We start from the raw sequence: 22,419 nt of genomic DNA, 5'->3' as shown, positions 1-22,419 counted from the left end.
GATTACTCATGACTAAAAAAACTGCACTTATTACAGGCGTGACCGGGCAGGACGGGGCGTATCTTGCGCGGCTTCTGCTGGAAAAGGGATACGAAGTCCATGGCGTGAAGCGCCGGTCGTCTTCCTTCAATACGGAACGTGTGGATGACATCTATCAGGACGTGCACGAGACGGGTGCCCGGTTTCACCTTCATTATGGTGACCTGACGGACTCCACGAACATGATCCGCCTGATCCAGGAGGTCCAGCCGGATGAAATCTACAATCTGGGCGCACAATCCCACGTGGCCGTCAGCTTTGAGACGCCGGAATACACGGCAAACTCCGACGCAATCGGCGCGCTGCGCATTCTGGAAGCCATCCGTATCCTGAAAATGGAAGACAAGGTCCGTTTCTATCAGGCTTCGACGTCAGAGCTTTACGGCCTTGTCCAGGAGACGCCGCAGAAGGAGACAACGCCCTTCTATCCGCGGAGCCCTTATGCGGCCGCTAAGCTCTATGCTTACTGGATCACGGTGAACTATCGTGAAGCCTATGGTATCCATGCCTCGAACGGAATCCTGTTCAATCATGAAAGCCCGATGCGCGGCGAGACCTTTGTGTCCCGCAAGATCACGCGTGCAGTGGCGGCGATCGCGGCTGGCAAGCAGGAAATGCTGTTCCTCGGCAATCTCGACGCCAAGCGCGACTGGGGCCACGCCCGCGACTATGTCGAAGGCATGTGGCGCATCGTGCAGCAAGATGAGGCCGATGATTTCGTGCTGGGCACGGGCGAGACCCATTCCGTCCGCGAATTCTGCGAACTGGCCTTCGCTCATGCGGGCTTCGATATCGAATGGTCAGGAAGCGGCACCGACGAGATCGGCCAGGACCGGAAGACCAAGCGCGTGCTGATCGAAGTCGACGAGCGCTATTTCCGTCCGACGGAAGTTGACCTTCTGCTGTCCGATCCGACGAAGGCGCGTGAGAAGCTGGGCTGGACCCACACGATCACTTTCCCGGAACTGGTCCAGGATATGGTCGAGGCTGACATGGCTCTGTTCGGCGCGGCCAAGAAGCGGATCACCGCATAATGACAAAAGCCCCGGACGTTATCTACCCGCTCGTGGGCAAACGTATTTGGGTTGCCGGCCATCGGGGCATGGTTGGCTCTGCGCTGGTGCGCCGCCTGGCGAGCGAATCTCCGGCAGAGATTCTGACAGTCGGGCGGGAAGAGGTTGACCTCCGCGACCCGGCGGCAGTGCTCGCATGGATGCGGAAGGAAAAGCCGGACGCGGTGTTCGTCCCCGCGGCGAAGGTCGGCGGGATCCACGCCAATGACACCTATCCGGCAGACTTCCTGTACGACAATCTGATGATTGCGGCGAACATCATTCACGCCGCGTACGAGACGAATGTCGAGAAGTTGTTGTTCCTCGGCTCTTCCTGCATCTATCCGCGCCTTGCCGAGCAGCCGATCAAGGAAGATGCGCTGCTGACCGGCCCGCTGGAGCCGACCAATGAATGGTACGCGGTTGCCAAGATCGCCGGCATCAAGCTGTGCCAGGCCTATCGCAAGCAGCATGGCTGCGATTTCATTTCTGCGATGCCAACCAATCTCTACGGGCCGTTTGACAACTATCATCCCGAAAACAGCCATGTGATCCCGGCGCTCATCCGCAAAGCGCACGAGGCAAAAGCCGCTGGGCGTAAAGGCATGGAAATCTGGGGCACCGGCACACCGCTGCGGGAGTTTCTCTATGTTGACGACTGCGCAGATGCGCTGGTCTTCCTGATGAAGACCTATAGCGGCGAGGAGCACGTCAATGTCGGTTCGGGTGAAGACCTGCCGATCGCCGATCTCGCACGCGAGGTCATGGCCGCTGTCGCGCTTGAAGGAGACCTGACCCATGATCTCAGCAAGCCGGACGGTACACCGCGCAAGCTGATGTCGGCTGACCGGCTTCGCTCGATGGGGTGGGCACCGAAGACAGGCCTGCCGGAAGGCCTGCGCCTTGCCTATGAGTGGTTTCTCGACAACGTCGCCGAACCAGGAATCGCGGAGTAGGCTGCTTGCCACGTTTCTGTATCAGCGTCCCGGTCGGGGCTTGGCATCCACTGCTGGAACAGTGCCTGGCTAGCCTGGCTGCGCAGGATGCGGATCTTGAAGTTGCGCTTCTGGATGCGTCCGGTGACGAGCGTGTTCGTGTGCTGGCAGACAAGTATGCTGACCTGCTGACTTACCGCCATCACGGTCCGGACGACGGGCAGGCGGATGCCATAGCCAGTGGTTGGGAGCACACCGAGGGCGATGTGCTCGGCTGGCTGAATGCGGACGATGTGCTGGCGCCGGGGGCTCTGAAACATGCGGCGGACGCGTTTGCGGCGAATCCCGATGCTGCGATTGTGTATGGTCTGAGTACGATTTGCGATGATGACGGGCGGGTCACCGGCTATCACTGGAATGTCCGGCCGACGGCAGACGATATCATGTCGACCTGTTCCATCTCGCAGCCTTCCTGCTTTTTCCGCCGCGACGCGCTTGATGCCATTGGCGGGCTGGACAGGTCGCTGCATTACACAATGGACTGGGATCTCTGGATCCGGTTCCACATGGCTGGCTACCGGTTCGCTTTTATCAACGAGGTGCTGTCGCTGGTCTTGTGGACCGCAGACGCAAAGACCGGAGGTTTCGGGGCAGGGCGCCGCCGGGAGCTGCGGCGGCTTCTGGACATGAATCCGGACAAAGCTTCACGCCGGGCCGGATATATCGGTTTCATCACCCATCACCTGTACGAATACCTGCTACCGAAAGCTATGCGGCGGTGGATCTGGCGGCGGGACATCAGCGGTGGTGCAGGCATGTTCGGTTGGTCGGTGTCCGGCGATATTCAGACGGACATGCAGGTTCCGCTGTTTCACTACACAGAGGGGGGCACGCAGGAAATCGTGCTCTGGACCGATGCCGAAGCGCAATCCGTAAGTGTCGTTGCAAACGGTGTGGAGTGCCGGCAATCAGGGACGGAGGAGGGGCGAATCATTTTCAACCTTCCCGCGCCCATGCCGCCGGCCAGCGTTCTAAAATTAGGGGTCCGGAACTGCGGAAATGCGGCCCTGTGCATTCGGGGAATCAGCTTCTCCGGCCAATCCTCGGTTGGCTGAGCCCGATTGCTTGCATTGGGGGCGTGAGTGTGCTCACTGCCCCATGCGCCCGGTTAAAAATCTAGGAGTTCCTGATGAAAGTTCTTGTGGTTGGAGGTGACGGTTTTTGTGGCTGGCCCACCGCGCTTCACCTGTCGAACCTCGGACATGATGTCCTGATTGTCGACAACCTGTCCCGGCGTAAAATCGATGTCGAGCTGGAAGTATCTTCATTGACACCGATCCGCCCGATTTCAGAGCGGTTGGCGGCATGGAAAGAAGTGACCGGCAAGACGATCGGCTTCGAGAATGTCGATGTCGCTCAGGAATATGACCACCTGCTGGCCATCCTGCGCTCGTTTGAACCTGACACGATCATCCACTTTGCCGAGCAGCGCGCTGCGCCGTATTCGATGAAGTCTCCGCGCCACAAGCGCTACACTGTCGACAACAACCTGAACGCCACAAACAACATTCTTGTTGCCATGGTTGAAGCGGGACTCCGGTCCAGCTGCCACCTCGTGCACCTCGGCACGATGGGCGTTTATGGCTACGGCACCGCTGGCATGAAGATTCCGGAAGGCTACCTCACCGTGCATCTGAAGACAGATGCCGGCGACGAGGTGCAGAAAGAAATTCTGTATCCGGTCAATCCAGGCTCCGTCTATCACATGACGAAGACCCAGGACCAGCTGATGTTTGCCTACTACAACAAGAATGACGGCCTGAAGATCACTGACCTTCATCAGGGTATCGTCTGGGGCACACAGACTGAAGAAACCCGGATGGATGAGCGCCTCATCAACCGTTTCGACTATGACGGTGACTATGGCACCGTGCTGAACCGCTTCTTGATGCAGGCTGCGGTCGATTATCCGCTCACGGTACATGGTACAGGCGGGCAGACCCGTGCCTTCATTCACATCCAGGACACCGTCCGGTGTATCCAGCTGGCCGTGGAGCAACCGCCGCAGTCCGGTGAGCGTGTGCGTATCCTGAACCAGATGACGGAAACTCACCGGGTGCGTGAACTGGCTGACCTGATTGCGAAGATTGCTGACGCTAAGATCGAGTACGTCAATAATCCGCGCAAGGAAGATGCAGAGAACGATCTGCACGTCGACAACAGCCAGTTCCTTGCAATGGGTCTCAGTCCGATCACCCTCGAAGAGGGGCTGCTTGAGGAAGTGACCAATATTGCCCGCAAATATGCCGACAATTGCGACAAGACGAAAATCCCCTGCGTGTCCTACTGGACGCCGGAGCAACAGCAGGCCTGATCGGGCTGAAGTTGAGACAAAGAAAAGCCCCGGCCATGTGCCGGGGCTTTTTCGTTCTGTGTCAGGTGTCAGTCTGCGGAATAACGAATGCCTTGTGCTGGCTCATTTGCCAGGGGTTCCAGGCCATCGATTTGGCAAGGTCCCACAGTTTCACCTGGCGCTTCTGAGGGCTCCAGGGAGACGTGCGCTTCATTTCGGCAATGCCTTTTATACCATCCCAAAGTCCGCGACTGGTGGCGCCGAGGCGTTTGATCGCCGGGCTGCGGACAAGAATGTAGAGGGTGAGTGCTGTGTGAACCGGCAGGGTCAGCACGATCAGCGGCCAGGGCGTGCACTTGAAATAAGTCCACAGCCGGTTGCGGGTGCCGTGATAGATCGAGAACTCTGACAGGCGTCCGGACAATGCGCTGCCCGCATGCTTGATTTGTGCCTGGGGGATGAAGATGCACTGTTCGCCAGCCAGCTGGAGCCGGTAACCGATATCGACGTCTTCGCAATAGCAGAAGAAGCGCTCGTCAAAGCCATTATGTTCCAGGAACAGGTCGCGCTCGAAGACGCCGGATGCGCCGCAGGGGCTGAAGCAGTATCCTTCGCCCGGCATCTCCGTGACAGGGTGTTCAAAGCCGCCACGCCAGGGGAAGCCGAAAATGAGATACGCATCGCCGGCACCATCCATCAGGTTCGGATGTTCCGTTGCGATCTGGGCGGACGCGAACATCTTGCGCGCGGGGTGGCGGTGTTGCGCTGCCACCAGCTGCTCCAGCCAGTCGGGGGCCGCTTCGGCATCCGGGTTCAGAAGGACGAGCCATTTGCCCCGCGCCATGCGGGCAGCCATGTTGTTGGCCTTGGCAAATCCGTGGTTCTCGTTCTCCGGGCACAGAACAACGTTTTCCAGCCCTGACGTGTCCAGCGCTTCGAAGGACGTGTCATGACTGGCATTGTCGACGATGATGACTTCGAAATTCCCGAATGTCTGTGCCTTCAGGGAATCGACGGCCTTCTGCAGGTAATCGCCGGCGTTGTAATTCACGATGATTACGGAAAAATGCGGGTCTGCCGCAGCCATACTCACATACTCCACCAATCCGTTCTGCAATCGTGTATCGGGGGAGTAGGGTCAACCCCCGATACACGGTAGACGCGAATGTCGTAATTCTTCCGGCAATTTGGTTTCAATTGAAACCTTTTTCCAAAAGTGCTTATATTTGGGTTCTGACACACAACGGGAATCGCACTTGTGATGACATCGCCCAGCATCAAGAATCGTTATGGAAACGCGCCGCGAGCTGCGGATTTTACCATCGACCAGGCGTGGGAGACCTATACGGCCGCCGAACACGACCGGTGGGACCGGCTGTTTCGCCGCCAGAAAGCGGTGACGAAAGGCCGGGCCTGTTCGGCCGCGCTGAAAGCCATCGCCGCGCTTGAACTGTCGCCGTCCGGCATTCCTCATATGGGGCGGCTGTCAGACCGTCTGGAAAAGATCACCGGCTGGCGGGTCGTACCGGTCGCAGAACTGGTACCGGACGAGATTTTCTTCGACCATCTCGCGAATCGCCGGTTTCCTGCCGGGGCCTTCATCCGCCCCGAAGCCGAGTTCGATTATCTCCAGGAACCGGACATTTTCCACGACATTTTCGGTCACGTGCCGCTGCTGGCCGATCCGGTGTTTGCGGACTTCATGGAGGCTTATGGAAAGGGCGGCCAGCGGGCGATGCGCCTCGGCCAGCTGCACAACCTCGCCCGGCTCTACTGGTACACGGTGGAATTCGGCCTGATCCGCGAAGACGAAGGCCTGCGCATCTATGGTGCCGGCATCCTTTCCAGCCCGCAGGAGACGGTCTTCGCGCTGGAAGACGACAGCCCGAACCGGATCGGTTTCGATCTCAATCGCCTGATGCGGACCAAATACATCATCGATGATTTCCAGCAGACTTACTTTGTCGTCGACAGTTTCGAGGCCTTGCTGGACAGTTGTTACAAGGATTTTGGCTCGGTCTATGCCGATGTGAAAGGCCTGCCAGACTACGAAGCGCACGCGATTGCGCCCGGCGATCAGGTGTTCCACCGCGGCACGCATGTCTATTTCGACGAAGGCGGCCGCGTGAAACCTGTATCCTGACAGGTTCCATCGGTGCGAGGCCGTCATTCCGGTTCTTTCCGGTGTTTTGTTGCGTGTCTTCACCCCGGTCAGCGATGACGCCGGGGCGAATAAAACGGCCGATTAACCAAGGATTATCGCGACAGCGGCAAGGTGAAGCGGCCAACCGGCGCGGTTTTTGCTTTCAGGGCTGCATAGCTCATCATTCGTCGCCCTCCCGATTAATCACACATGGCAGGACCAATGCACTACGTTCCACGAATTCTCGTTACCGGCGGTGCCGGATTTATCGGATCATTTCTCTGTGAACGGCTTCTGGAAAGCGGCGCGGAAGTGCTGTGTGTGGACAATTTCTTCACCGGGCGCCGTTCGAACATCACCCATCTTCTCGATAATCCACGCTTCGAGATCATGCGTCATGACGTGACCTTCCCGCTCTTTGTCGAGGTCGACCAGATCTACAACATGGCTTGCCCGGCGAGCCCGGTTCATTACCAGTTCGATCCGGTCCAGACGACGAAGACGAGTGTGCACGGCGCGATCAACATGCTGGGCCTGGCCAAGCGGACCCGCGCGAAAATCCTCCAGGCCTCGACCTCGGAAGTCTATGGCGACCCTGAGATCCACCCCCAACGGGAAGAGTATTGGGGCAATGTGAATCCGATCGGCATCCGTTCTTGCTATGACGAGGGCAAACGCTGCGCCGAAACGCTGTTTTTCGACTATCACCGCCAGCACAATGTGGCGATCAAGGTTGCGCGGATCTTCAACACCTATGGCCCGCGTATGCATCCGAATGACGGGCGGGTCGTCTCCAACTTCATCGTACAGGCGCTGCGCGGTGAGGACATTACGCTTTATGGCGATGGCCAGCAGACGCGTAGTTTCTGCTTCGTCTCCGATCTGGTTGAAGGGCTCATCCGTCTGATGAATTCGGACGATGATGTGACCGGTCCGATCAATCTCGGCAATCCGGGGGAGTTCACCATGCGCCAGCTGGCTGAAACCGTGCTGGAGCTGACAGGCTCGAAATCGAAGATCGTGCACCGGCCATTGCCGTCGGACGATCCGCGCCAGCGCCAGCCGGACATCTCACGCGCCCGCGAAATCCTTGGCTGGGAGCCGGGTATTCCGCTGGCGGAGGGCCTGAAGCCCACGATCGAGTACTTCGAACACGAGATTCAGGCCCTGTAGCCATGTGGCCGGGCCTGCGGCGGCCCAGTGACGGCGGCTGTGGCAGGGGCGATCAGGCGTCTGCTGAAATCAGCACTTTCATGGCCTTTTCCTTGGCCGCGTTCGAGAACACCTCATACGCCTGCATCATATCTTCCAGCGCGAAGCGGTGCGTGATCAGCTTTTCCGGATGGAACGCGCCGGATTGCACGGTCTGCAACAGCATCGGGGTGCTGTAGGTCGAGACCAGGCCGGTGGTCAGCGTGATGTTGCGGATCCACAGGTCTTCCAGATGCAGTTCCACGCTCTTTCCGTGCACGCCGACATTGGCGATGTGCCCGCCGGGCGCGATGGATTTCTGGCAGATATCAAATGTCGCCGGGATGCCGACGGCTTCGATGGCGACATCCACCCCGACACCATTGGTCATGGCGAACAGGGCTTCGACGGCGTTTTCCTCTCCGGAATTGATTGTATCGGTTGCGCCGAACTGGCGCGACAGAGCCAGGCGTTCCGGATCAAGGTCCACCATGATGATGCGGCCGGGCGAATAGAGCTGTGCGGTCAGAAGTGTCGCCATGCCGATCGGGCCGGCGCCGACAATGGCAACCGTATCGCCGGGTTTGACCTGTCCGGCCAGCACGCCGATCTCGAAGCCGGTCGGCAGGATGTCGCTCAGCATCAGCAGGGCTTCCTCGCTGACACCTTCAGGTAGCGGGTAGAGGCTGTTGTCGGCATGTGGAATGCGGACATATTCCGCCTGCGTTCCATCGATCAGGTGGCCGAGGATCCAGCCGCCATCTTCGCAGTGGGCGTAGAGCTGGCGTTTGCAATAGCTGCACCGTCCGCAGGAGGTGACGCAGGAGATCAGAACCCGGTCGCCGGGTTTGAAGTTCGATACGCCGGAGCCGACCTCTTCCACGATGCCGATGCCCTCATGCCCCAGAATGCGCCCTTCGGTGACGGCCGGAACGTCCCCTTTCAGGATATGCAGGTCGGTTCCGCAGATCGTCGTGTGCAGAATCCGGACAACGGCATCTGTCTGTTTGTCCAGTTCGGGGCGGGGAACGTCTTTCCATTCTTTCTGGCCAGGACCACCATAAACAAGCGCTTTCATCAGAGGCTCTCCTTCGTTGGATTGTGTCTGCTGCTGCAGGCAGAACGGTTTCATCAAAATGGCTATCAGCTGCTCCGGAGCGAGGCCATGAGACAGATTGACGTTAGGAGAGGCTGTTTCGCCAGCGGCCCGCCGCGGACCAGAGCAGCAGGCGGCTGCGCAGGGGCTGTGAAGGTGCTCCGGTGGGCAATGGCGGAGGTGAGAGGTGAAGCCCCGAACCGACACCCGCGCCTCGGGTTGGTGGGTGGCAAGGCGCAAATAAAAATCGGTGGGCCCGGAGGGACTTGAACCCCCGACCAAACCGTTATGAGCGGTCCGCTCTAACCAACTGAGCTACAGGCCCACCGAAGCTTTCGTTTAGGCGGGTGCTGCGCACCTTGCAATGGGGCTGATGAATCCCGCCGAAACAGGTAACGGAGTCTTACCGCTCTTGTGGTCAATCTCTCTGAAACCGGGCACAATTCCTGCTAGGTAGGGGACATGACACGCGTACTAGTGACCGGCGGTGCCGGATATATCGGATCGCACACCTGTGTGGAGCTCGTCTCGCGCGGCTACGAGCCCGTGATCGTGGATAATTTTGTCAATTCCTCACCCAAGGCGATTGAGCGGGTGGGGCAGCTGACCAATTCGCAGATCGACTGGTATGAGGCCGATGTGCGCGACACGGGCCGCATCGCCGAGATTCTCGCAAAGCATGAATGCGAAGCAGCCATCCATTTCGCCGGCCTGAAGGCCGTGGGGGAGTCGACGGAAAAACCGCTCGAATATTACAGCGCCAATGTCATGGGTACGCACAGCCTGATTCAGGCGATGCTGGAAACCGGGGCCAGCCAGATCGTCTTCTCGTCCAGTGCGACGGTTTATGGTGAGCCGGAATTCCTGCCCTATACCGAATCCCACCGCCTCCGGCCAACGAACCCTTATGGCAACACAAAGCTCGCGGCGGAAATGCTGCTGAACGATGTGGCCGGGTCAGGAAAGCTGACGGATGTGGCGATCCTGCGTTATTTCAATCCAATCGGTGCGCATCCGAGCGGCATGATCGGGGAAGACCCGAACGACATTCCGAACAATCTCATGCCTTATGTGGCGCAGGTTGCCGTGGGGCGGCGTGAGCATCTCAACGTGTTCGGCAATGACTATGACACGGCCGACGGCACAGGCGTGCGTGACTATCTCCATGTCGTGGACCTTGCCCGCGCCCATGTGCTGGCGCTGGACCGGTTCCGCCATACGCATGGCCCGTTCACGGTGAACCTCGGCACTGGCAATGGTTCGTCCGTTCTGGATGTGGTGCGGGCTTTCGAGGCCGCTTGCGGGCAGTCCATCCCGATGGAATTTGCGCCGCGCCGGGCAGGCGACATCGCCGCCTTCTGGGCGGATCCGTCGCTGGCGCAGGAGCTGCTTGGCTGGCAGGCGGAGCTGACACTGGAAGACATGTGCCGCGACCAGTGGGCCTGGCAGAGCCAGAACCCGCAAGGCTATGAAAACGCCTGATTTGTCATCGGCCTGAGACACAATCGGAACAAGATTGCCTCCCAGAGTGTTCGGTAGAACACTCAGTCAATTACCAATGGGAGATTCTGATGCGTCGCATGTTACCCCTCTTTGCCTCGACGGCCGCTCTGGTCCTGATCCTGCCGCAGGCTGCCTGTGCCCAGATGCAGGGCCCGGCACTGGGCCTGTCCCAGCAGGCTGCGGCCGGCCTCTATCAGGCGCCGAACTCGATCCAGCCGGAAACGACACTGTCCATCTCGGCTGAAGCTACCGTGAAGCGCGAGCCTGATATCGCCTACATCAATGCCGGCGTGCAGGAAGATGGCGATACGGCGACGGCAGCCATGGAAGCGCAGGCCAAATCCATGACAGGCGTGTTCGACGCGCTGGAAAAGGCCGGTGTCGCGAAGAAGGACATGCAGACGTCCAATTTTTCGCTCTGGCCGCGCTACACCTATATCGAGACCAAGCTGAAAGACGGCTCCTCCCACGGGGAGCAGAAGCTGATCGGCTATACCGCCTCGAACCAGCTGACTGTGAAAGTGCGTGATCTCGACAATCTGGGCTCGACGCTCGACAGTCTGGTCAAGGCGGGCGGCAACACGTTCAACGGATTGACCTTTGCCCTCGATGACGATGCCGATGTGCGTGACGAGGCCCGCCGCAAGGCCATGACCGATGCCCGCGCCCGGGCCGACCTCTATGCCAAGGCGGCAGGCCTGCGCGTCCTGCGGATCGTCACCATCAATGAAAGCGGCAGCTATTCCCCCGCGCCGATGGCGATGGGCCGGATGATGGAAGCCAAGATGGCCGATGCCGTCTCCACACCCATGGCGGGTGGTGAAGTCGGCTACAGCGCGACGGTGAATGTGGTCTTCGAACTCGGCCAGTAGGGCAGAGAGCTGGTCCGGGGCTCAGCCGGATCAGACATAACCTTCGGCAAGCAGGTCCTTCATGTCGATGATGCCGACCGGCTTGCCGTCCACCGTCACGAAGGCGTTCGAGATCCGCTGCTCGGTGAAAGTCTTGATGACCGCAGACATACGGTCGTCAGGGCCGAGCGCCTTCGGATCGGGGGTCATGACGTCGGCGGCGGTGCCGGCCAGTTTCCCGGCCAGCATGGCGCGGCGCAGGTCGCCATCGGTGACCATGCCGACCAGCTTCCCGGACTCGTCGATCACGCCGACACATCCCTTGCGTCCTTCGGAGACAGCCAGGATCACGTCGCGCACATCGGCTTGTACGGAGATAATCGGCATATGATCCGTTTTAGTCTCGATATAGTCGCCTGCAGTCTGTAGGGAGCGGCCCAGTTTTCCGCCTGGATGACGGAAGCCGAACTCCTCCCGCGAGAAGCCGCGGCGCGCCATCAGCACGATGGTCAGCGCGTCGCCCAGCGCCAGCGCCATGGTTGTCGAAGAGGTTGGCGCGAGGCCGTTCGGGCACGCTTCGGCCACGACCGGCATCTCCAGCAGCACATCGGATGCCCGGCCCAGCGTCGAGTCGGCAGAGCGGGTCATGCCGATCAGCGGGATGCCATTGCCTTTGCAATACCGTAGCAGATCCACCAGTTCGCGGCTTTCGCCCGAATAGGAAATCGCGATCACGACGGAGCCCGGAACGACCATGCCGAGGTCGCCATGGCTGGCTTCGGTCGGGTGCAGGAAGAAGCTGGGCGTGCCCGTCGAGGCGAGGCTGGCGGCGATCTTCTGGCCAATATGGCCGGACTTGCCGACCCCGGCGACGATGACATGCCGGTCTGTCGCCATGATCTTGTCGGCCGCTTCCGCGATGGCGGGGCCAATGCTGGCCTCCAGCTGCTCAAGCGCGTCCCGCTCTATGCGGATCGTGTTGCGGGCGAGTTCAATGTCGGATTCATGGGCCACGGCGCTGCTCCTGCAGGATCGGAGGCGTTTTCCGGCAAGCCGGACGCGGTGACAACCCTACTTGGCCAGTTGGCGTCGGCGATACTCTTCCGGTGAGAAGGCTGGCTCCTCCAGAACCGGCGCTTCGGCATAGTAGCGTCCGATAGAGGTTTCGGCCGGGTCCATTTGCTGGGGCTCTTCTGCCGTGGCCACAACTGCCGGCAGGGTTTCAGCAGCAAGAATGGGTGCAGGCGTAGCATCGTCTGCATCGCCCTGAGCCGATTCTGCCGGGGTATTGTCATTGGCAGCGACCTGCGCTGCTGCCGCTTCTGCTGCGAGGATCATCGACAGCGGTTTGCCGTTCAGCATCGGCTCTGCAGCCGCTTCCGGGCTCAGCGGCTCTTCCAGCATCGCAAAGGCCAGGCGGCTGCGAAGGGCCGGGTCATCGGCGGGAAGGGCAAAGGAGCTGAAGGCTGCCTCAAGCAGGGACTCCACATGGCTGTCACGTGCACGGGCTGTGGTGCCGCCCAGCATGACGGCAATGATGCGATGCCCGTCGCGTTTGGCCGAAGCCATCAGGTTAAAGCCCGAAGCGCGGGTATAGCCGGTCTTGATCCCGTCGACGCCATTGACCTCGCCGAGGAGGTTGTTGTGGTTCTTGTAGGTCTTGCCGCCCCAGGAGAACTGCTCGGTCGCGAAATAGTGATAGTAATCGGCATGATTGCTCAGCATCGCCTCGGCGAGCAGAGCCATGTCGCGCGCCGTGCTCAGCTGGCGTGTGTCAGGCAGGCCGGATGCGTTGACGAAACGTGTGTTCTCAAGACCAAGTGCCTTGGCCTTGACTGTCATCAGCTGGGCAAAACGGCTCTCTGTGCCGCCCAGACGTTCAGCCACGACAACGGCCACGTCATTGGCGGATTTGGTGATCAGGGCGCCGATCGCATCGCGCACGGTAATGCGTGAGCCGGTTTTCAGCTTGAGATTCGAGGGGGCCTGGCTGGCAGCGTAGCGGGAGACGACCAGACGCTCATCCAGAGAGACCTCGCCGCTCTTGAGGGCGTCGAACAGCATGTAGAGGGTCATCACCTTGGTGAGCGAGGCCGGATAGCGCGGCTCGTCAGCGTGCCGGTCGTGAAGCACTTCCTGCGTATCGGCGTCGATAACGATCGCGGCGTACTTCTCTGCCAGGGCAGTTCCGCCACCAAAGGCCATTATCGCCAGGAACGCTCCGGCGCCAACGGCTCGGGTGAGGGCTGCGAATGCGCGCAGGAACATCCAAAGTCTCCCGAATAGTTAACCCCGGCCCACCGGAGCTTAATCTAGAATCCTCCAAATCCCTTGACCACACCTTAACAGCAACTTGGGGCACGGATTGCGGAAACGTAATAAAAACGATGCAAAATGCGTGCTGAATGCGCTATGTTGCGGCGCACAAAAAATTATTGCGAACGCGAAGAGGAAAGTGTAATAATGTTTTCGTAGGGTAAGCGCAGGGTAGTACAAAAGGAACGATCGATGACGAAGGCAAAGACGGCCACCACCGCGAAGCGTGCGAAGGCCGAAGCGAGTGCAGCAATGGACACCACCACCAAGATGCTCGGCGAGGGCATGGAACAGCTCTCCGGTTTCACCGGCATGTTCGGCGAGTACGCCGAATCCGGCCTGAAAGCGTTCAGCGAGCGCACCGCGGCTTCGACCGACATGGCGCGCGAACTGGGCAGCCGGAACATGGATTTCTTCACCAAATCGCTGGAGCAGGGCGTTGAAGCAACTCAGGCGATCACTTCTGCGAAAGACGTTCGCCAGGTGATGGAAATCCAGGCTGGATTTGCGAAATCCATGTTTTCGGCGTATACGAAAGAAATGAACGCGCAGGCAGAACTCTGCATGTCTGCATGGCGCGACGCGGCAAAGCCGTTCATGGCCTTCGCTGCAAAATAAGCTTCTGGGATCGGGCCTAACCGCCTGATTGTAGAGTGCAGTAGATTGAGAAGAGCCGGACCTGATTGGTCCGGTTCTTTTGTTCAGGGCGTATGTTTTGCTGGGTCGTTTCCGTAAAGGAGCCCGGAAAACAAGGCCAAAAACAGAGTTGGCGAGTCTCGCGCAACACGGTTACATGCTCCCCATGTCACGACTGCCTGATCTGATCGAGTTTCCTGCCCTGAAGCGTCCGGCCCGGCCGAACAACTGCCTGGTTGCGCCAGATGGATTTACCGGAATGGTGCCCGTGGACGAAACGGCGCCGGTTTTCGAAAAGACGCCGAAGCAGGTCTTCAACGTGGTGATGGACCTGGTGCTGGAACGGGTAGAGTGGCGCCTGCGCGCCTCAGACCCGGATACGCTCCGGATTTCGTTTATCGCGGTGACGCCACTGATGAAGTTCAAGGACGATGTGTACGTCCAGGCCGTACCCGTGGACGGCGACGCTGGCAGGTCCAGCGTGGCCATCTATTCCGGATCTCGCATCGGCTATTCCGATCTCGGAACCAACGCCAAACGAGTGCAGGAACTACTCGAATTGATAGGTACACGCTGAGCACGCCTGCCCTAAAAGCAGGCAGGAAATGATTTTGCCGCCTGTCACATCTTCAATCTTGCCCTGAACCGTATATCTTAAGAGTCATGAGCAAGGGCATTCCGCATTATCGAATGAACGATCCCGAGCCGCCGGCACCGCCCGGCGACGGAGGTACAGGCGATGACGGAATCGAATATGGCCTGTCCACGCAGACTCGTGTGCGGACCAAGAAACCCTCGCTCTATCGTGTGCTTTTGCTCAATGATGACTACACGCCGATGGAATTCGTCGTGTTCATCCTCGAACGGTTCTTCAACCGCTCGCGAGAGCAGGCGACCCGCATCATGCTTCACGTGCATCAGAAGGGTGTCGGACTGTGCGGGGTCTACACATATGAGGTGGCCGAAACAAAGGTTGCCCAGGTGCTTGACCTTGCGAAGCGGCACGAACACCCTCTCCAATGTGTCATGGAGAAAGACGACTAGACCTCTAACCCCGGAAGGCTTCCACATTGCCACGCTTGTCCCCCTCCCTGGAAACGGCTCTTGAAAAGGCCCTCACCCTGGCCTCCGAACGGGAGCATGAGTACGCCACACTCGAGCACCTCCTGCTGGCTTTGACAGAGGATGAGCACGCGAAGGAAGTGATGGGGGCCTGCAAGGTCGATATAGAAGTTCTGATCGCGGAACTGGTCCGTTACATCGATGACGAGCTGACCAGCCTGATCGTGGAAGACGGGGAGGGCCGTGTTCAACCGACCGCTGCGTTCCAGCGTGTGGTCCAGCGCGCCATCCTTCACGTCGAAAGCTCCGGCCGGGACGAAGTGACCGGCGCCAACGTGCTGGTGTCGATTTTTTCCGAGCGCGAAAGCCACGCTGCCTACTTCCTGCAGGAGCAGGACATGACCCGCTATGACGCGGTCAATTTCATCTCCCATGGCGTTGCCAAGCAGCCTGGCATGTCGCGCCCGTCGAGCCCGCGCGGCGCGGAGCCTGCCGAAGAGGAAGCGGTGAAGCAGGGGCACGAGGCGCTTGATGCTTACTGTGTGAACCTCAACGCGAAGGCGCGTGCCGGCAAGATTGATCCGCTCATCGGCCGCGATATGGAAATCAACCGCTGCATCGAGGTTCTGTGCCGGCGGAACAAGAACAACCCGATCCTCGTGGGCGATCCGGGCGTCGGCAAGACGGCCATCGCTGAGGGCCTTGCCAAGAAGATTGTTGATGGCGAGGCGCCGGAGATTCTGGACGAAGCCATCATCTGGTCGCTCGATATGGGCGCTCTGCTGGCCGGTACCCGCTATCGCGGCGACTTCGAGGAACGTCTGAAGTCAGTGATGAAGGAACTGGAGCAGCAGGAAAAAGCCATCCTGTTCATCGATGAGATCCACACGATCATCGGCGCTGGGGCGACCTCTGGCGGAGCGATGGATGCGTCGAACCTCCTGAAACCGGCCCTGCAGAATGGCGGCCTGCGCTGCATGGGCTCGACCACGTTCAAGGAATACAAACAGCACTTCGAAAAGGACCGCGCCCTGTCCCGCCGGTTCCGCAAGATCGACGTGGTGGAGCCGACCGTGGCAGACGCCATCAAGATCCTGACCGGTCTGAAATCCCGCTTCGAGGATTTCCACGGCCTTCGGTACACGAATGACGCGATCAAGTCGGCGGTGGAGCTGTCCGACCGCTATATCACGGACCGGAAACTGCCGGACAAGGCCATCGACGTGGTCGACGAGGCAGGAGCTGCCCAGTGGCTGCTCCCGTCCAGCAAGCGGAAAAAGACGGTTGGCGTGCGAGACATCGAAGCCGTCGTGGCCAAGATTGCCCGCATTCCCCCGAAACAGGTTTCGTCCGACGATGCCGAAGCTCTGCGGTCGCTGGAAACTGATCTCAAGCGTGTCGTCTACGGCCAGGACGAGGCCATTGAGGCGCTGTCCGCTTCGATCAAGCTCGCCCGGGCCGGCCTGCGCGAACCGAACAAGCCGATCGGCTCCTACCTGTTCGCTGGCCCGACCGGCGTCGGCAAGACCGAGGTTGCCAAACAGCTCGCCTCCATCATGGGCGTCGAGATGCTGCGCTTCGACATGTCGGAATATATGGAGCGTCACACCGTCTCCCGCCTGATCGGCGCGCCTCCGGGCTATGTCGGTTATGACGAGGGCGGCCTGCTGACCGATGGCGTGGACCAGCATCCGCACTGCGTGCTGCTGCTCGACGAAATCGAGAAGGCCCACCCGGACCTGTTCAATATCCTGCTGCAGGTGATGGACAATGGCTCGCTGACCGATGCAAACGGCCGCAAGGTCGACTTCCGCAACGTGGTCGTGATCATGACCACCAATGCCGGTGCATCGGATGCCGCGAAAAACGCCATTGGCTTCGGCGCCGGCAAGAAGGACGACGAGCAGGACGAGGCCATCAAGCGCCTCTTCACGCCGGAATTCCGCAACCGTCTCGACGCTGTGATCACCTTTGGCGGCCTGACGCCGGAAATTATCGACCGCGTGGTCGAGAAATTCATCCTGCAGCTGGAAGTCCAGCTGGAAGACCGCAATGTCTCGATCGAAATCTCCAAGGCGGCGCGCGACTGGCTCGCCAAGCGCGGATTCGATGCCGACATGGGCGCCCGGCCGCTGGCCCGGACGATTCAGGAGCACGTCAAGAAGCCGATGGCGGAGGAACTCCTCTTCGGCGAACTGCAGAAGGGCGGCGTGGTCCATATCGACATCGACAAGGCCGACGACAGCAAGCTGGCGTTCAAGTATGTGGCCGAAAAGCCGAAGAAGAAAAAGCCGGCTGCCAAGAAGGGCTCTCAGGAGCCCGCCTGATAGGCAGCGATTTAGCTGGCGAATTGCCGCGACGTTATGGGGCCGTGCCGGAAGGTACGGCCCTTTTCGTACTCGCATCCTGAGAGACGGATGCTTATGCTCGCGGGAAAATACCGGGAGGAAATAAATGTCCGATAGTCAGGTGCACGGCACGTGCGACCCGCGTTTCGAGGAAGTGAAACGCGAACTCGAAAAGAACCTTGCAGAACGCGGCGAGGTCGGCGCGTCGGTCTGCCTGTCCGTGAATGGCGAAACGCTGGTCGATCTCTGGGGCGGCATGGCCAATCCCGAGACGAATGACCCCTGGCAGGAAGACACGATCTCCATCGTCTTCTCCTGTTCCAAAGCCGCGACAGCGCTGTGCGCTCACATCCTGATTGACCGGGGCGAACTCGATCCCGAAGCACTCGTTTCGGAATACTGGCCGGAATTTGCGAAGAACGGGAAGGAGAAGACCACGGTTCAGATGATGCTGAACCATGAGAGTGCACTGCCCACGCTACGCGACCCGGTGAAGCCAGGCGGCTTTGCTGACTGGGACTACATGGTCCAGCGCATGGCGGACGAGGAACCCTTCTGGGAGCCGGGCACCCGCAATGGATATCACATGATCAATTTCGGATGGACGGTGGGCGAACTCGTCCGCCGTGTGTCCGGCAAGTCGCTTGGCACATTCTTCCGCGAAGAAGTGGCGGAGAAAACCGGCGCGCGCTTCTGGCTGGGCCTTCCGGAAACGGAGGATGTGCACATCGCCCCGATCCGCCAATACGTTCCTCAGCCGGGTGATGAGGCGACGGAGTTCGGCATCAAGCTGATGACCGATCCGGAATCGATCCAGCACAAGAGTTTCATGAACACCGGCGGCTGGGACTTCAACGACCGCAAGGGTCAGACCGCCGAAATCGGCGGCGGCGGAGGCCTGTCCAATGCACGCGGGCAGGTGGCGATGTACACACCGCTTGCGACCAATGACGGGTCCCTGGTCTCTGAAGACCGGCTCAACAACATGACCATGGTGTCGACCGCAACCCACCGGGATGCGACGCTGCTGATCCCGACCCGCTTTGCTTCCGGCTTCATGAAATCCATGGACAACCGGCGCCGCAAGATGGGCCCCGGCACCAGCGCGATCATGGGTGAACGGGCCTTTGGGCATGTCGGCGCGGGTGGCTCCATCGGTTTCGCCGATCCGGATTGCGGCCTCGCCTTCAGCTACACAATGAACCAGATGGGTAATGGCATCCTGTTGAATGACCGTGGACAGAGCCTGATCGACGCGGCGTACCGCTCGCTCGGTTACCGGACGAATTCGCCGGGTGCCTGGGTGAAATAGTCCGCGTTTCCGGAATCGCCTTCCGCATGATACTCTTTCCGATAGGGTGGAGGAGGATCATGCGTGATGCGCTGTGCCGGACTATGCTCAATACTGTTGTTGATCCCTGCAGCATGCGACGACGCGGTGGGGTCAGGCTATCCGGGCGAAACACCTCCTGCGGAGGAAATCATTACGGAACCTGCAGACGTTGCAGCAGTCTCTACGTCTGATGATACGGTCACCAGTCCGGAAGCGCGCGCCGCTGCACTCGGCCTGACACGGGAGATGGATTACATCTGCGACAAGTCAGACATGAGCGCCCATCTCGTCCTTTATGGCAGCGAGGAACTGGCTGCTGTGCTGATTCCCGGCAAGGTGAACGTGCCGCTCTATCTGGACTGTTCAGCAACGCGGATCGGCCCGGAATGTGCTGACGGTCAGTTTACGGCGCATCTCAACACGCTGGAAGACACGGCGATGTTCTACGAATTGAAAGACGCATCACCGCTGATCTGCAGCATGGTACAGCCGGAGCTGCTGCCTGAAATGGAGTAGCGCGGTAGGGTCAGCCGTCATCGTCGGCTTCGCCCATACCACGCCGGTTTCCACTCTCCGCTATCATTTTCTGTGCGCGCTCCACGCCTTCGCTGGCTGCCGGCGGTGCCATGATTTCCGGCGGATCGGTTTCCTGCAGATAGATCGTCTGACTCGGGAAGGCGAACCCTGTACCGGCTTTCTCGATGATCTCCATGACGGCAACGGCGAACTCTTCCTTGATGGCTAGCCAATCGCCCCAGTCCTTCGTCTTGGTGAAGGTGTAGATGAGGAAGTCGATGGAGCTGGCATTGAAATTGTCGACGCGCACGAACAGCGCTGCTTCAGGTGGTTTCACGAAGCGGTCGTCATTCCAGAGCCAGGCTTCGATTTCGTCACGGATGTATTTCAGCTGATCGACCGTTGTTCGGTACTCGACGCCAATCGCCCATTTGATCCGCCGATAGGTCATGCGGGAGAAGTTCGTCACGGCCGCGTCGGACAGGGCACTGTTGGGCACATAAACCGGGCTCTTGTCGAACCGCCGGATCAGCGTGGAGCGGAAATTGATCTTCTCCACTGTCCCTTCGACAACGCCATCCACCTTGATCCATTCGCCGGGCACGAAGCGTTTCTCGGTGATGATCAGGATGCCGGAGATCAGGTTCTTGAACAGGTCTTGCGCGCCCAGACCGACGGCAATGCCCAGCACGCCAAGCCCGGCCAGAAGTGGCGCGATCTGGATGCCCCATTGTTCGGCCACCGCGCCCATTCCCAGCACCACAAGCAGGACCTGTAGCGCTTTCACCATCCAGTCGACTGCCGCCGAAGACAGTGCATTGCGCAGCGTACCGAACATGAACTCGAAGGCGTTTACGGCCCGGGCTAGTGTCCAGAACACAGCGAGCGTGATCACCGAGCGCAGAATCCGGTTGGCATACACTTCCGCTTCGCCGGAAATATCCGTCACCTGGAGGGCGATGTAGATGCCGATGATCACTGGAACGACCTTCAGCGGGGTCGCAATCGAATTGACCAGCGCATCGTCGAGCCGGGTCTTGGTGCCTGCCGTGAGGCGCATGATGGAGGACACGATGATCCGCGCGAACAGGCCGCGGACCATCAGTGCGACGGCCACGATCAGGACAGCCGTGAAGATCTCGCCATAGGTGAGGCCGTAATCGCCCTGGTTCCAGACCGTGGCGATATAGCTGGCGGCATCTTGTGCCCACTGAGGCGCGTTCTGGTCGAACCAGCCGCCGATGGACTGGAGCTGGGCGGTATTTTCCATTCTGAATTCCCCTGGGTCTTGTCGTCCCTGTCGTGTCAGTGGCGTAAACTGCCCCGACTCCTGTGTTTTGGTGGCTGCGGCACATGGCCTTCGCGCCATTCGCCGGGCTGAAGGTTTCCGAGCTCCCACTCGCCGATACGGACACGGACCAGCCGCAGGGTCGGGTGGCCGACAGCGGCTGTCATGCGGCGGACCTGACGGTTGCGTCCTTCCGTGATCGTCAGTTCGATCCAGCTGTCTGGCACGGATTTGCGGAAACGGATCGGCGGCACGCGCGGCCAGAGATTTTCAGGTGCGGGAAGGGCGCTGGCTTTCGCCGGGGCGGTCAGGCCGTCGGAAAGGTCCACGCCATCACGCAGGCGCTGCAAGGCCGCTTCGTCCGGAATGCCTTCCACCTGCGCCCAATATGTCTTGGGCATCTTGTTGGCCGGATTGGCGATGCGGTGCTGCAAGCGGCCGTCATTGGTCAGGATCATCAGGCCTTCGGAATCCTGGTCCAGCCGGCCCGCCGGGTAGACACCGGGAATGTCGATCAGTTCCGACAGGGTCCGCCGCTTCGAACCTGCGTTTCCCTTGTCCGTGAACTGGGAGAGCACGCCGAATGGCTTGTTCAGCAGGATGACGCGCGTTTCCTGGTTGGCATCCCGCCTCACGCGGCCACCACCTCGTGCAGCGCCTTCAGCGTCGTCAGCAGGCCTTCGGCATCTGTGATAGGCAGGCAGCTCGGCCCGTCGCAAAGCGCCTTGTCCGGATCGGTGTGGAATTCGAGGAACACGCCGTCCGCGCCCGATGCGATGGCGGCTTTCGCGATGATCGCCACGCCGTCACGGCGTCCGCCCGTGGAGGCGCCAGCGGTGCGCGGGTCAGCGCCCGGCAACTGGACGGCATGAGTTGCATCGATCGTGACCGGGCAGCCAAGCTTCTGCATCTCCGGGATGCCCAGCATGTCGACGACGAGATTGTTGTATCCGAAGCTGGAGCCGCGCTCACACAGGATCACGCCGACATCGGCTGCTTCACCGATCTTGGAGACGATGTTCTTCGTGTCCCACGGTGCAATGAACTGAGCCTTCTTCACTTGGATGATGCCGCCCGCTGCTGCTGTGGCTTTCGCGGTGGCGACGACGAGGTCTGTCTGACGGCACAGGAAGGCGGGGATTTGGACGATGTCCACAACTGCGGCAACCGGTTCGGCCTGGCCAGGCTCGTGCAAGTCGGCACAGATCGGCACGCCGAGCTTGGCTTTCACGCTGGCCAGTGTCTTCAGGCCCGATTCCATGCCCGGCCCGCGATAGGATTTGATCGAGGAGCGATTCGCCTTGTCGAAGCTGGCCTTGAACACGTAGGGCAGGCCAAGCGCACCGCAGATGCGTTTCAGTTCGGTGCCGATTTCCAGGGCCAGGCCCTCATCTTCCAGCACATTCAGGCCAGCGATCACGGAGAGCGGTTTTCCCGTCCCGATGGTCCATCCGGAAGCGGCGTGGGTAAGGACGGTCATGGGCATGTCTCCGTTCGGGTGTTTGCAGCCAGATAGCCGAATTGCGCGCCCGCGCGAACCCGTTTCGGCCAGCAATTACCGCCAGGGACAATGAAATCCCTTCCAGAATCAAAGAAGCCGCCCTGATGAGGACGGCTCCCGTGAGTCCGTTGAGGACAATGGTCCCGGCAGCGTCTCAGCTTACCGGTACAAATCTCTAGGCGCTGATCAGAGGCTGCTCCAACAAGACACCATAGGACTTGGACCACTTGGCCTCACCTGGTTTCTCACTCGACAT

At 59.9% G+C, this 22,419-nt stretch carries 21 protein-coding genes and 1 tRNA gene; 14 read left to right on the top strand and 8 right to left on the bottom strand.

The window, feature by feature from the left end:
• Positions 1–8 precede the first annotated feature (8 nt).
• The 4 genes from gmd to R3C98_RS12405 all read left to right on the top strand — a co-directional run bounded on the left by gmd (position 9) and on the right by R3C98_RS12405 (position 4,400).
• On the top strand, positions 9–1,073 hold the full coding sequence (gene gmd / locus R3C98_RS12420; RefSeq protein ID WP_371314395.1) for a GDP-mannose 4,6-dehydratase: 1,065 nt from the start codon (positions 9–11) through the stop codon (positions 1,071–1,073).
• On the top strand, positions 1,073–2,047 hold the full coding sequence (locus R3C98_RS12415) for a GDP-L-fucose synthase family protein (protein WP_371314394.1): 975 nt from the start codon (positions 1,073–1,075) through the stop codon (positions 2,045–2,047). The genes gmd and R3C98_RS12415 overlap by 1 nt, the downstream gene beginning before the upstream one ends.
• Before the next feature lie 5 nt (positions 2,048–2,052).
• Positions 2,053–3,141 (top strand): glycosyltransferase, encoded by a 1,089-nt coding sequence (locus R3C98_RS12410; RefSeq protein WP_371314393.1) that lies wholly within the window; start codon positions 2,053–2,055, stop codon positions 3,139–3,141.
• Between the two features lie 74 nt (positions 3,142–3,215).
• Entirely contained in the window at positions 3,216–4,400 is a 1,185-nt protein-coding gene (locus R3C98_RS12405) for an NAD-dependent epimerase/dehydratase family protein (protein WP_371314392.1), read from the top strand.
• Between the two features lie 61 nt (positions 4,401–4,461).
• Here R3C98_RS12405 and R3C98_RS12400 read toward each other — a convergent pair whose 3' ends face one another.
• Complete coding sequence (locus tag R3C98_RS12400) at positions 4,462–5,466, bottom strand: glycosyltransferase family 2 protein (RefSeq protein WP_371314391.1); 1,005 nt, start codon at positions 5,464–5,466, stop codon at positions 4,462–4,464.
• A 174-nt stretch (positions 5,467–5,640) separates the two neighbouring features.
• Here R3C98_RS12400 and phhA point away from each other — a divergent pair, with 174 nt between their 5' ends.
• The gene (gene phhA / locus R3C98_RS12395) at positions 5,641–6,522 is read left to right on the top strand and encodes a phenylalanine 4-monooxygenase (RefSeq protein WP_371314390.1); all 882 of its coding nucleotides are present in this window, start codon (positions 5,641–5,643) and stop codon (positions 6,520–6,522) included.
• Between the two features lie 222 nt (positions 6,523–6,744).
• Complete coding sequence (locus R3C98_RS12390) at positions 6,745–7,695, top strand: UDP-glucuronic acid decarboxylase family protein (protein WP_371314389.1); 951 nt, start codon at positions 6,745–6,747, stop codon at positions 7,693–7,695.
• 52 nt (positions 7,696–7,747) lie between these two features.
• Here the strand turns inward: R3C98_RS12390 and R3C98_RS12385 are convergent, their stop codons facing one another.
• On the bottom strand, positions 7,748–8,791 hold the full coding sequence (locus R3C98_RS12385) for a zinc-dependent alcohol dehydrogenase family protein (protein ID WP_371314388.1): 1,044 nt from the start codon (positions 8,789–8,791) through the stop codon (positions 7,748–7,750).
• 269 nt (positions 8,792–9,060) lie between these two features.
• Positions 9,061–9,134, bottom strand: a tRNA-Ile gene (locus R3C98_RS12380).
• A gap of 137 nt (positions 9,135–9,271) precedes the next feature.
• Here R3C98_RS12380 and galE point away from each other — a divergent pair.
• Together galE and R3C98_RS12370 are read left to right on the top strand one after the other, a co-directional pair.
• A complete protein-coding gene (galE, locus tag R3C98_RS12375; protein WP_371314387.1) occupies positions 9,272–10,291 on the top strand; it encodes a UDP-glucose 4-epimerase GalE in 1,020 nt (339 codons plus the stop codon).
• Positions 10,292–10,380: 89 nt separating this feature from the next.
• A complete protein-coding gene (locus tag R3C98_RS12370; RefSeq protein ID WP_371314386.1) occupies positions 10,381–11,184 on the top strand; it encodes an SIMPL domain-containing protein in 804 nt (267 codons plus the stop codon).
• 30 nt (positions 11,185–11,214) lie between these two features.
• On the opposite strand, the gene R3C98_RS12365 is transcribed toward R3C98_RS12370, so the two are convergent.
• Positions 11,215–12,177, bottom strand: a complete 963-nt coding sequence (locus tag R3C98_RS12365; RefSeq protein WP_371314385.1) for an SIS domain-containing protein — start codon at positions 12,175–12,177, stop codon at positions 11,215–11,217.
• A 57-nt stretch (positions 12,178–12,234) separates the two neighbouring features.
• Positions 12,235–13,431 (bottom strand): D-alanyl-D-alanine carboxypeptidase family protein, encoded by a 1,197-nt coding sequence (locus tag R3C98_RS12360; RefSeq protein WP_371314384.1) that lies wholly within the window; start codon positions 13,429–13,431, stop codon positions 12,235–12,237.
• A gap of 240 nt (positions 13,432–13,671) precedes the next feature.
• On the opposite strand from R3C98_RS12360, the gene R3C98_RS12355 reads away from it, so the two are divergent.
• The 6 genes from R3C98_RS12355 to R3C98_RS12330 all read left to right on the top strand — a co-directional run bounded on the left by R3C98_RS12355 (position 13,672) and on the right by R3C98_RS12330 (position 19,374).
• A complete protein-coding gene (locus tag R3C98_RS12355) occupies positions 13,672–14,097 on the top strand; it encodes a phasin family protein (RefSeq protein WP_371314383.1) in 426 nt (141 codons plus the stop codon).
• A 184-nt stretch (positions 14,098–14,281) separates the two neighbouring features.
• Positions 14,282–14,692, top strand: coding sequence for a DUF1499 domain-containing protein (locus R3C98_RS12350; protein ID WP_371314382.1), 411 nt, complete (start codon positions 14,282–14,284; stop codon positions 14,690–14,692).
• Between the two features lie 86 nt (positions 14,693–14,778).
• The gene (gene clpS / locus R3C98_RS12345) at positions 14,779–15,159 is read left to right on the top strand and encodes an ATP-dependent Clp protease adapter ClpS (protein WP_281199011.1); all 381 of its coding nucleotides are present in this window, start codon (positions 14,779–14,781) and stop codon (positions 15,157–15,159) included.
• A 26-nt stretch (positions 15,160–15,185) separates the two neighbouring features.
• Positions 15,186–17,504: an ATP-dependent Clp protease ATP-binding subunit ClpA gene (gene clpA / locus R3C98_RS12340; protein WP_371314381.1), complete on the top strand. Its 2,319-nt coding sequence runs from the start codon at positions 15,186–15,188 to the stop codon at positions 17,502–17,504.
• A gap of 127 nt (positions 17,505–17,631) precedes the next feature.
• The gene (locus R3C98_RS12335; protein WP_371314380.1) at positions 17,632–18,837 is read left to right on the top strand and encodes a serine hydrolase domain-containing protein; all 1,206 of its coding nucleotides are present in this window, start codon (positions 17,632–17,634) and stop codon (positions 18,835–18,837) included.
• A 63-nt stretch (positions 18,838–18,900) separates the two neighbouring features.
• Positions 18,901–19,374, top strand: a complete 474-nt coding sequence (locus R3C98_RS12330; protein WP_371314379.1) for a hypothetical protein — start codon at positions 18,901–18,903, stop codon at positions 19,372–19,374.
• A gap of 10 nt (positions 19,375–19,384) precedes the next feature.
• On the opposite strand, the gene R3C98_RS12325 is transcribed toward R3C98_RS12330, so the two are convergent.
• The 3 genes from R3C98_RS12325 to kdsA are packed head-to-tail and all read right to left on the bottom strand — an operon-like array spanning position 19,385 to position 22,142.
• A complete protein-coding gene (locus R3C98_RS12325) occupies positions 19,385–20,644 on the bottom strand; it encodes a mechanosensitive ion channel family protein (protein ID WP_371314378.1) in 1,260 nt (419 codons plus the stop codon).
• A gap of 35 nt (positions 20,645–20,679) precedes the next feature.
• Entirely contained in the window at positions 20,680–21,297 is a 618-nt protein-coding gene (locus R3C98_RS12320) for a pseudouridine synthase (protein WP_371314377.1), read from the bottom strand.
• Complete coding sequence (kdsA, locus tag R3C98_RS12315) at positions 21,294–22,142, bottom strand: 3-deoxy-8-phosphooctulonate synthase (protein WP_371314376.1); 849 nt, start codon at positions 22,140–22,142, stop codon at positions 21,294–21,296. Before kdsA ends, R3C98_RS12320 begins: the two co-directional genes overlap by 4 nt.
• Positions 22,143–22,419: the final 277 nt, after the last annotated feature.

This window comes from Hyphomonas sp. (genome assembly GCF_041398465.1).
Lineage (GTDB): Bacteria > Pseudomonadota > Alphaproteobacteria > Caulobacterales > Hyphomonadaceae > Hyphomonas.
This window is presented reverse-complemented; position numbering and strand designations above follow the sequence as displayed.

Excerpts from the sequence above, each read along its gene's own strand:
- R3C98_RS12415 (WP_371314394.1), top strand. The coding sequence starts at position 1,073 with ATGACAAAAGCCCCGGACGTTATCTACCCGCTCGTGGGCAAACGTATT.
- R3C98_RS12325 (WP_371314378.1), bottom strand. The coding sequence starts at position 20,644 with ATGGAAAATACCGCCCAGCTCCAGTCCATCGGCGGCTGGTTCGACCAG.
- R3C98_RS12350 (WP_371314382.1), top strand. The coding sequence starts at position 14,282 with ATGTCACGACTGCCTGATCTGATCGAGTTTCCTGCCCTGAAGCGTCCG.
- R3C98_RS12400 (WP_371314391.1), bottom strand. The coding sequence starts at position 5,466 with ATGGCTGCGGCAGACCCGCATTTTTCCGTAATCATCGTGAATTACAAC.
- clpS (WP_281199011.1), top strand. The coding sequence starts at position 14,779 with ATGAGCAAGGGCATTCCGCATTATCGAATGAACGATCCCGAGCCGCCG.
- phhA (WP_371314390.1), top strand. The coding sequence starts at position 5,641 with ATGACATCGCCCAGCATCAAGAATCGTTATGGAAACGCGCCGCGAGCT.
- R3C98_RS12370 (WP_371314386.1), top strand. The coding sequence starts at position 10,381 with ATGCGTCGCATGTTACCCCTCTTTGCCTCGACGGCCGCTCTGGTCCTG.
- R3C98_RS12405 (WP_371314392.1), top strand. The coding sequence starts at position 3,216 with ATGAAAGTTCTTGTGGTTGGAGGTGACGGTTTTTGTGGCTGGCCCACC.
- galE (WP_371314387.1), top strand. The coding sequence starts at position 9,272 with ATGACACGCGTACTAGTGACCGGCGGTGCCGGATATATCGGATCGCAC.
- R3C98_RS12360 (WP_371314384.1), bottom strand. The coding sequence starts at position 13,431 with ATGTTCCTGCGCGCATTCGCAGCCCTCACCCGAGCCGTTGGCGCCGGA.
- R3C98_RS12385 (WP_371314388.1), bottom strand. The coding sequence starts at position 8,791 with ATGAAAGCGCTTGTTTATGGTGGTCCTGGCCAGAAAGAATGGAAAGAC.
- R3C98_RS12335 (WP_371314380.1), top strand. The coding sequence starts at position 17,632 with ATGTCCGATAGTCAGGTGCACGGCACGTGCGACCCGCGTTTCGAGGAA.
- R3C98_RS12390 (WP_371314389.1), top strand. The coding sequence starts at position 6,745 with ATGCACTACGTTCCACGAATTCTCGTTACCGGCGGTGCCGGATTTATC.
- R3C98_RS12355 (WP_371314383.1), top strand. The coding sequence starts at position 13,672 with ATGACGAAGGCAAAGACGGCCACCACCGCGAAGCGTGCGAAGGCCGAA.
- kdsA (WP_371314376.1), bottom strand. The coding sequence starts at position 22,142 with ATGACCGTCCTTACCCACGCCGCTTCCGGATGGACCATCGGGACGGGA.
- gmd (WP_371314395.1), top strand. The coding sequence starts at position 9 with ATGACTAAAAAAACTGCACTTATTACAGGCGTGACCGGGCAGGACGGG.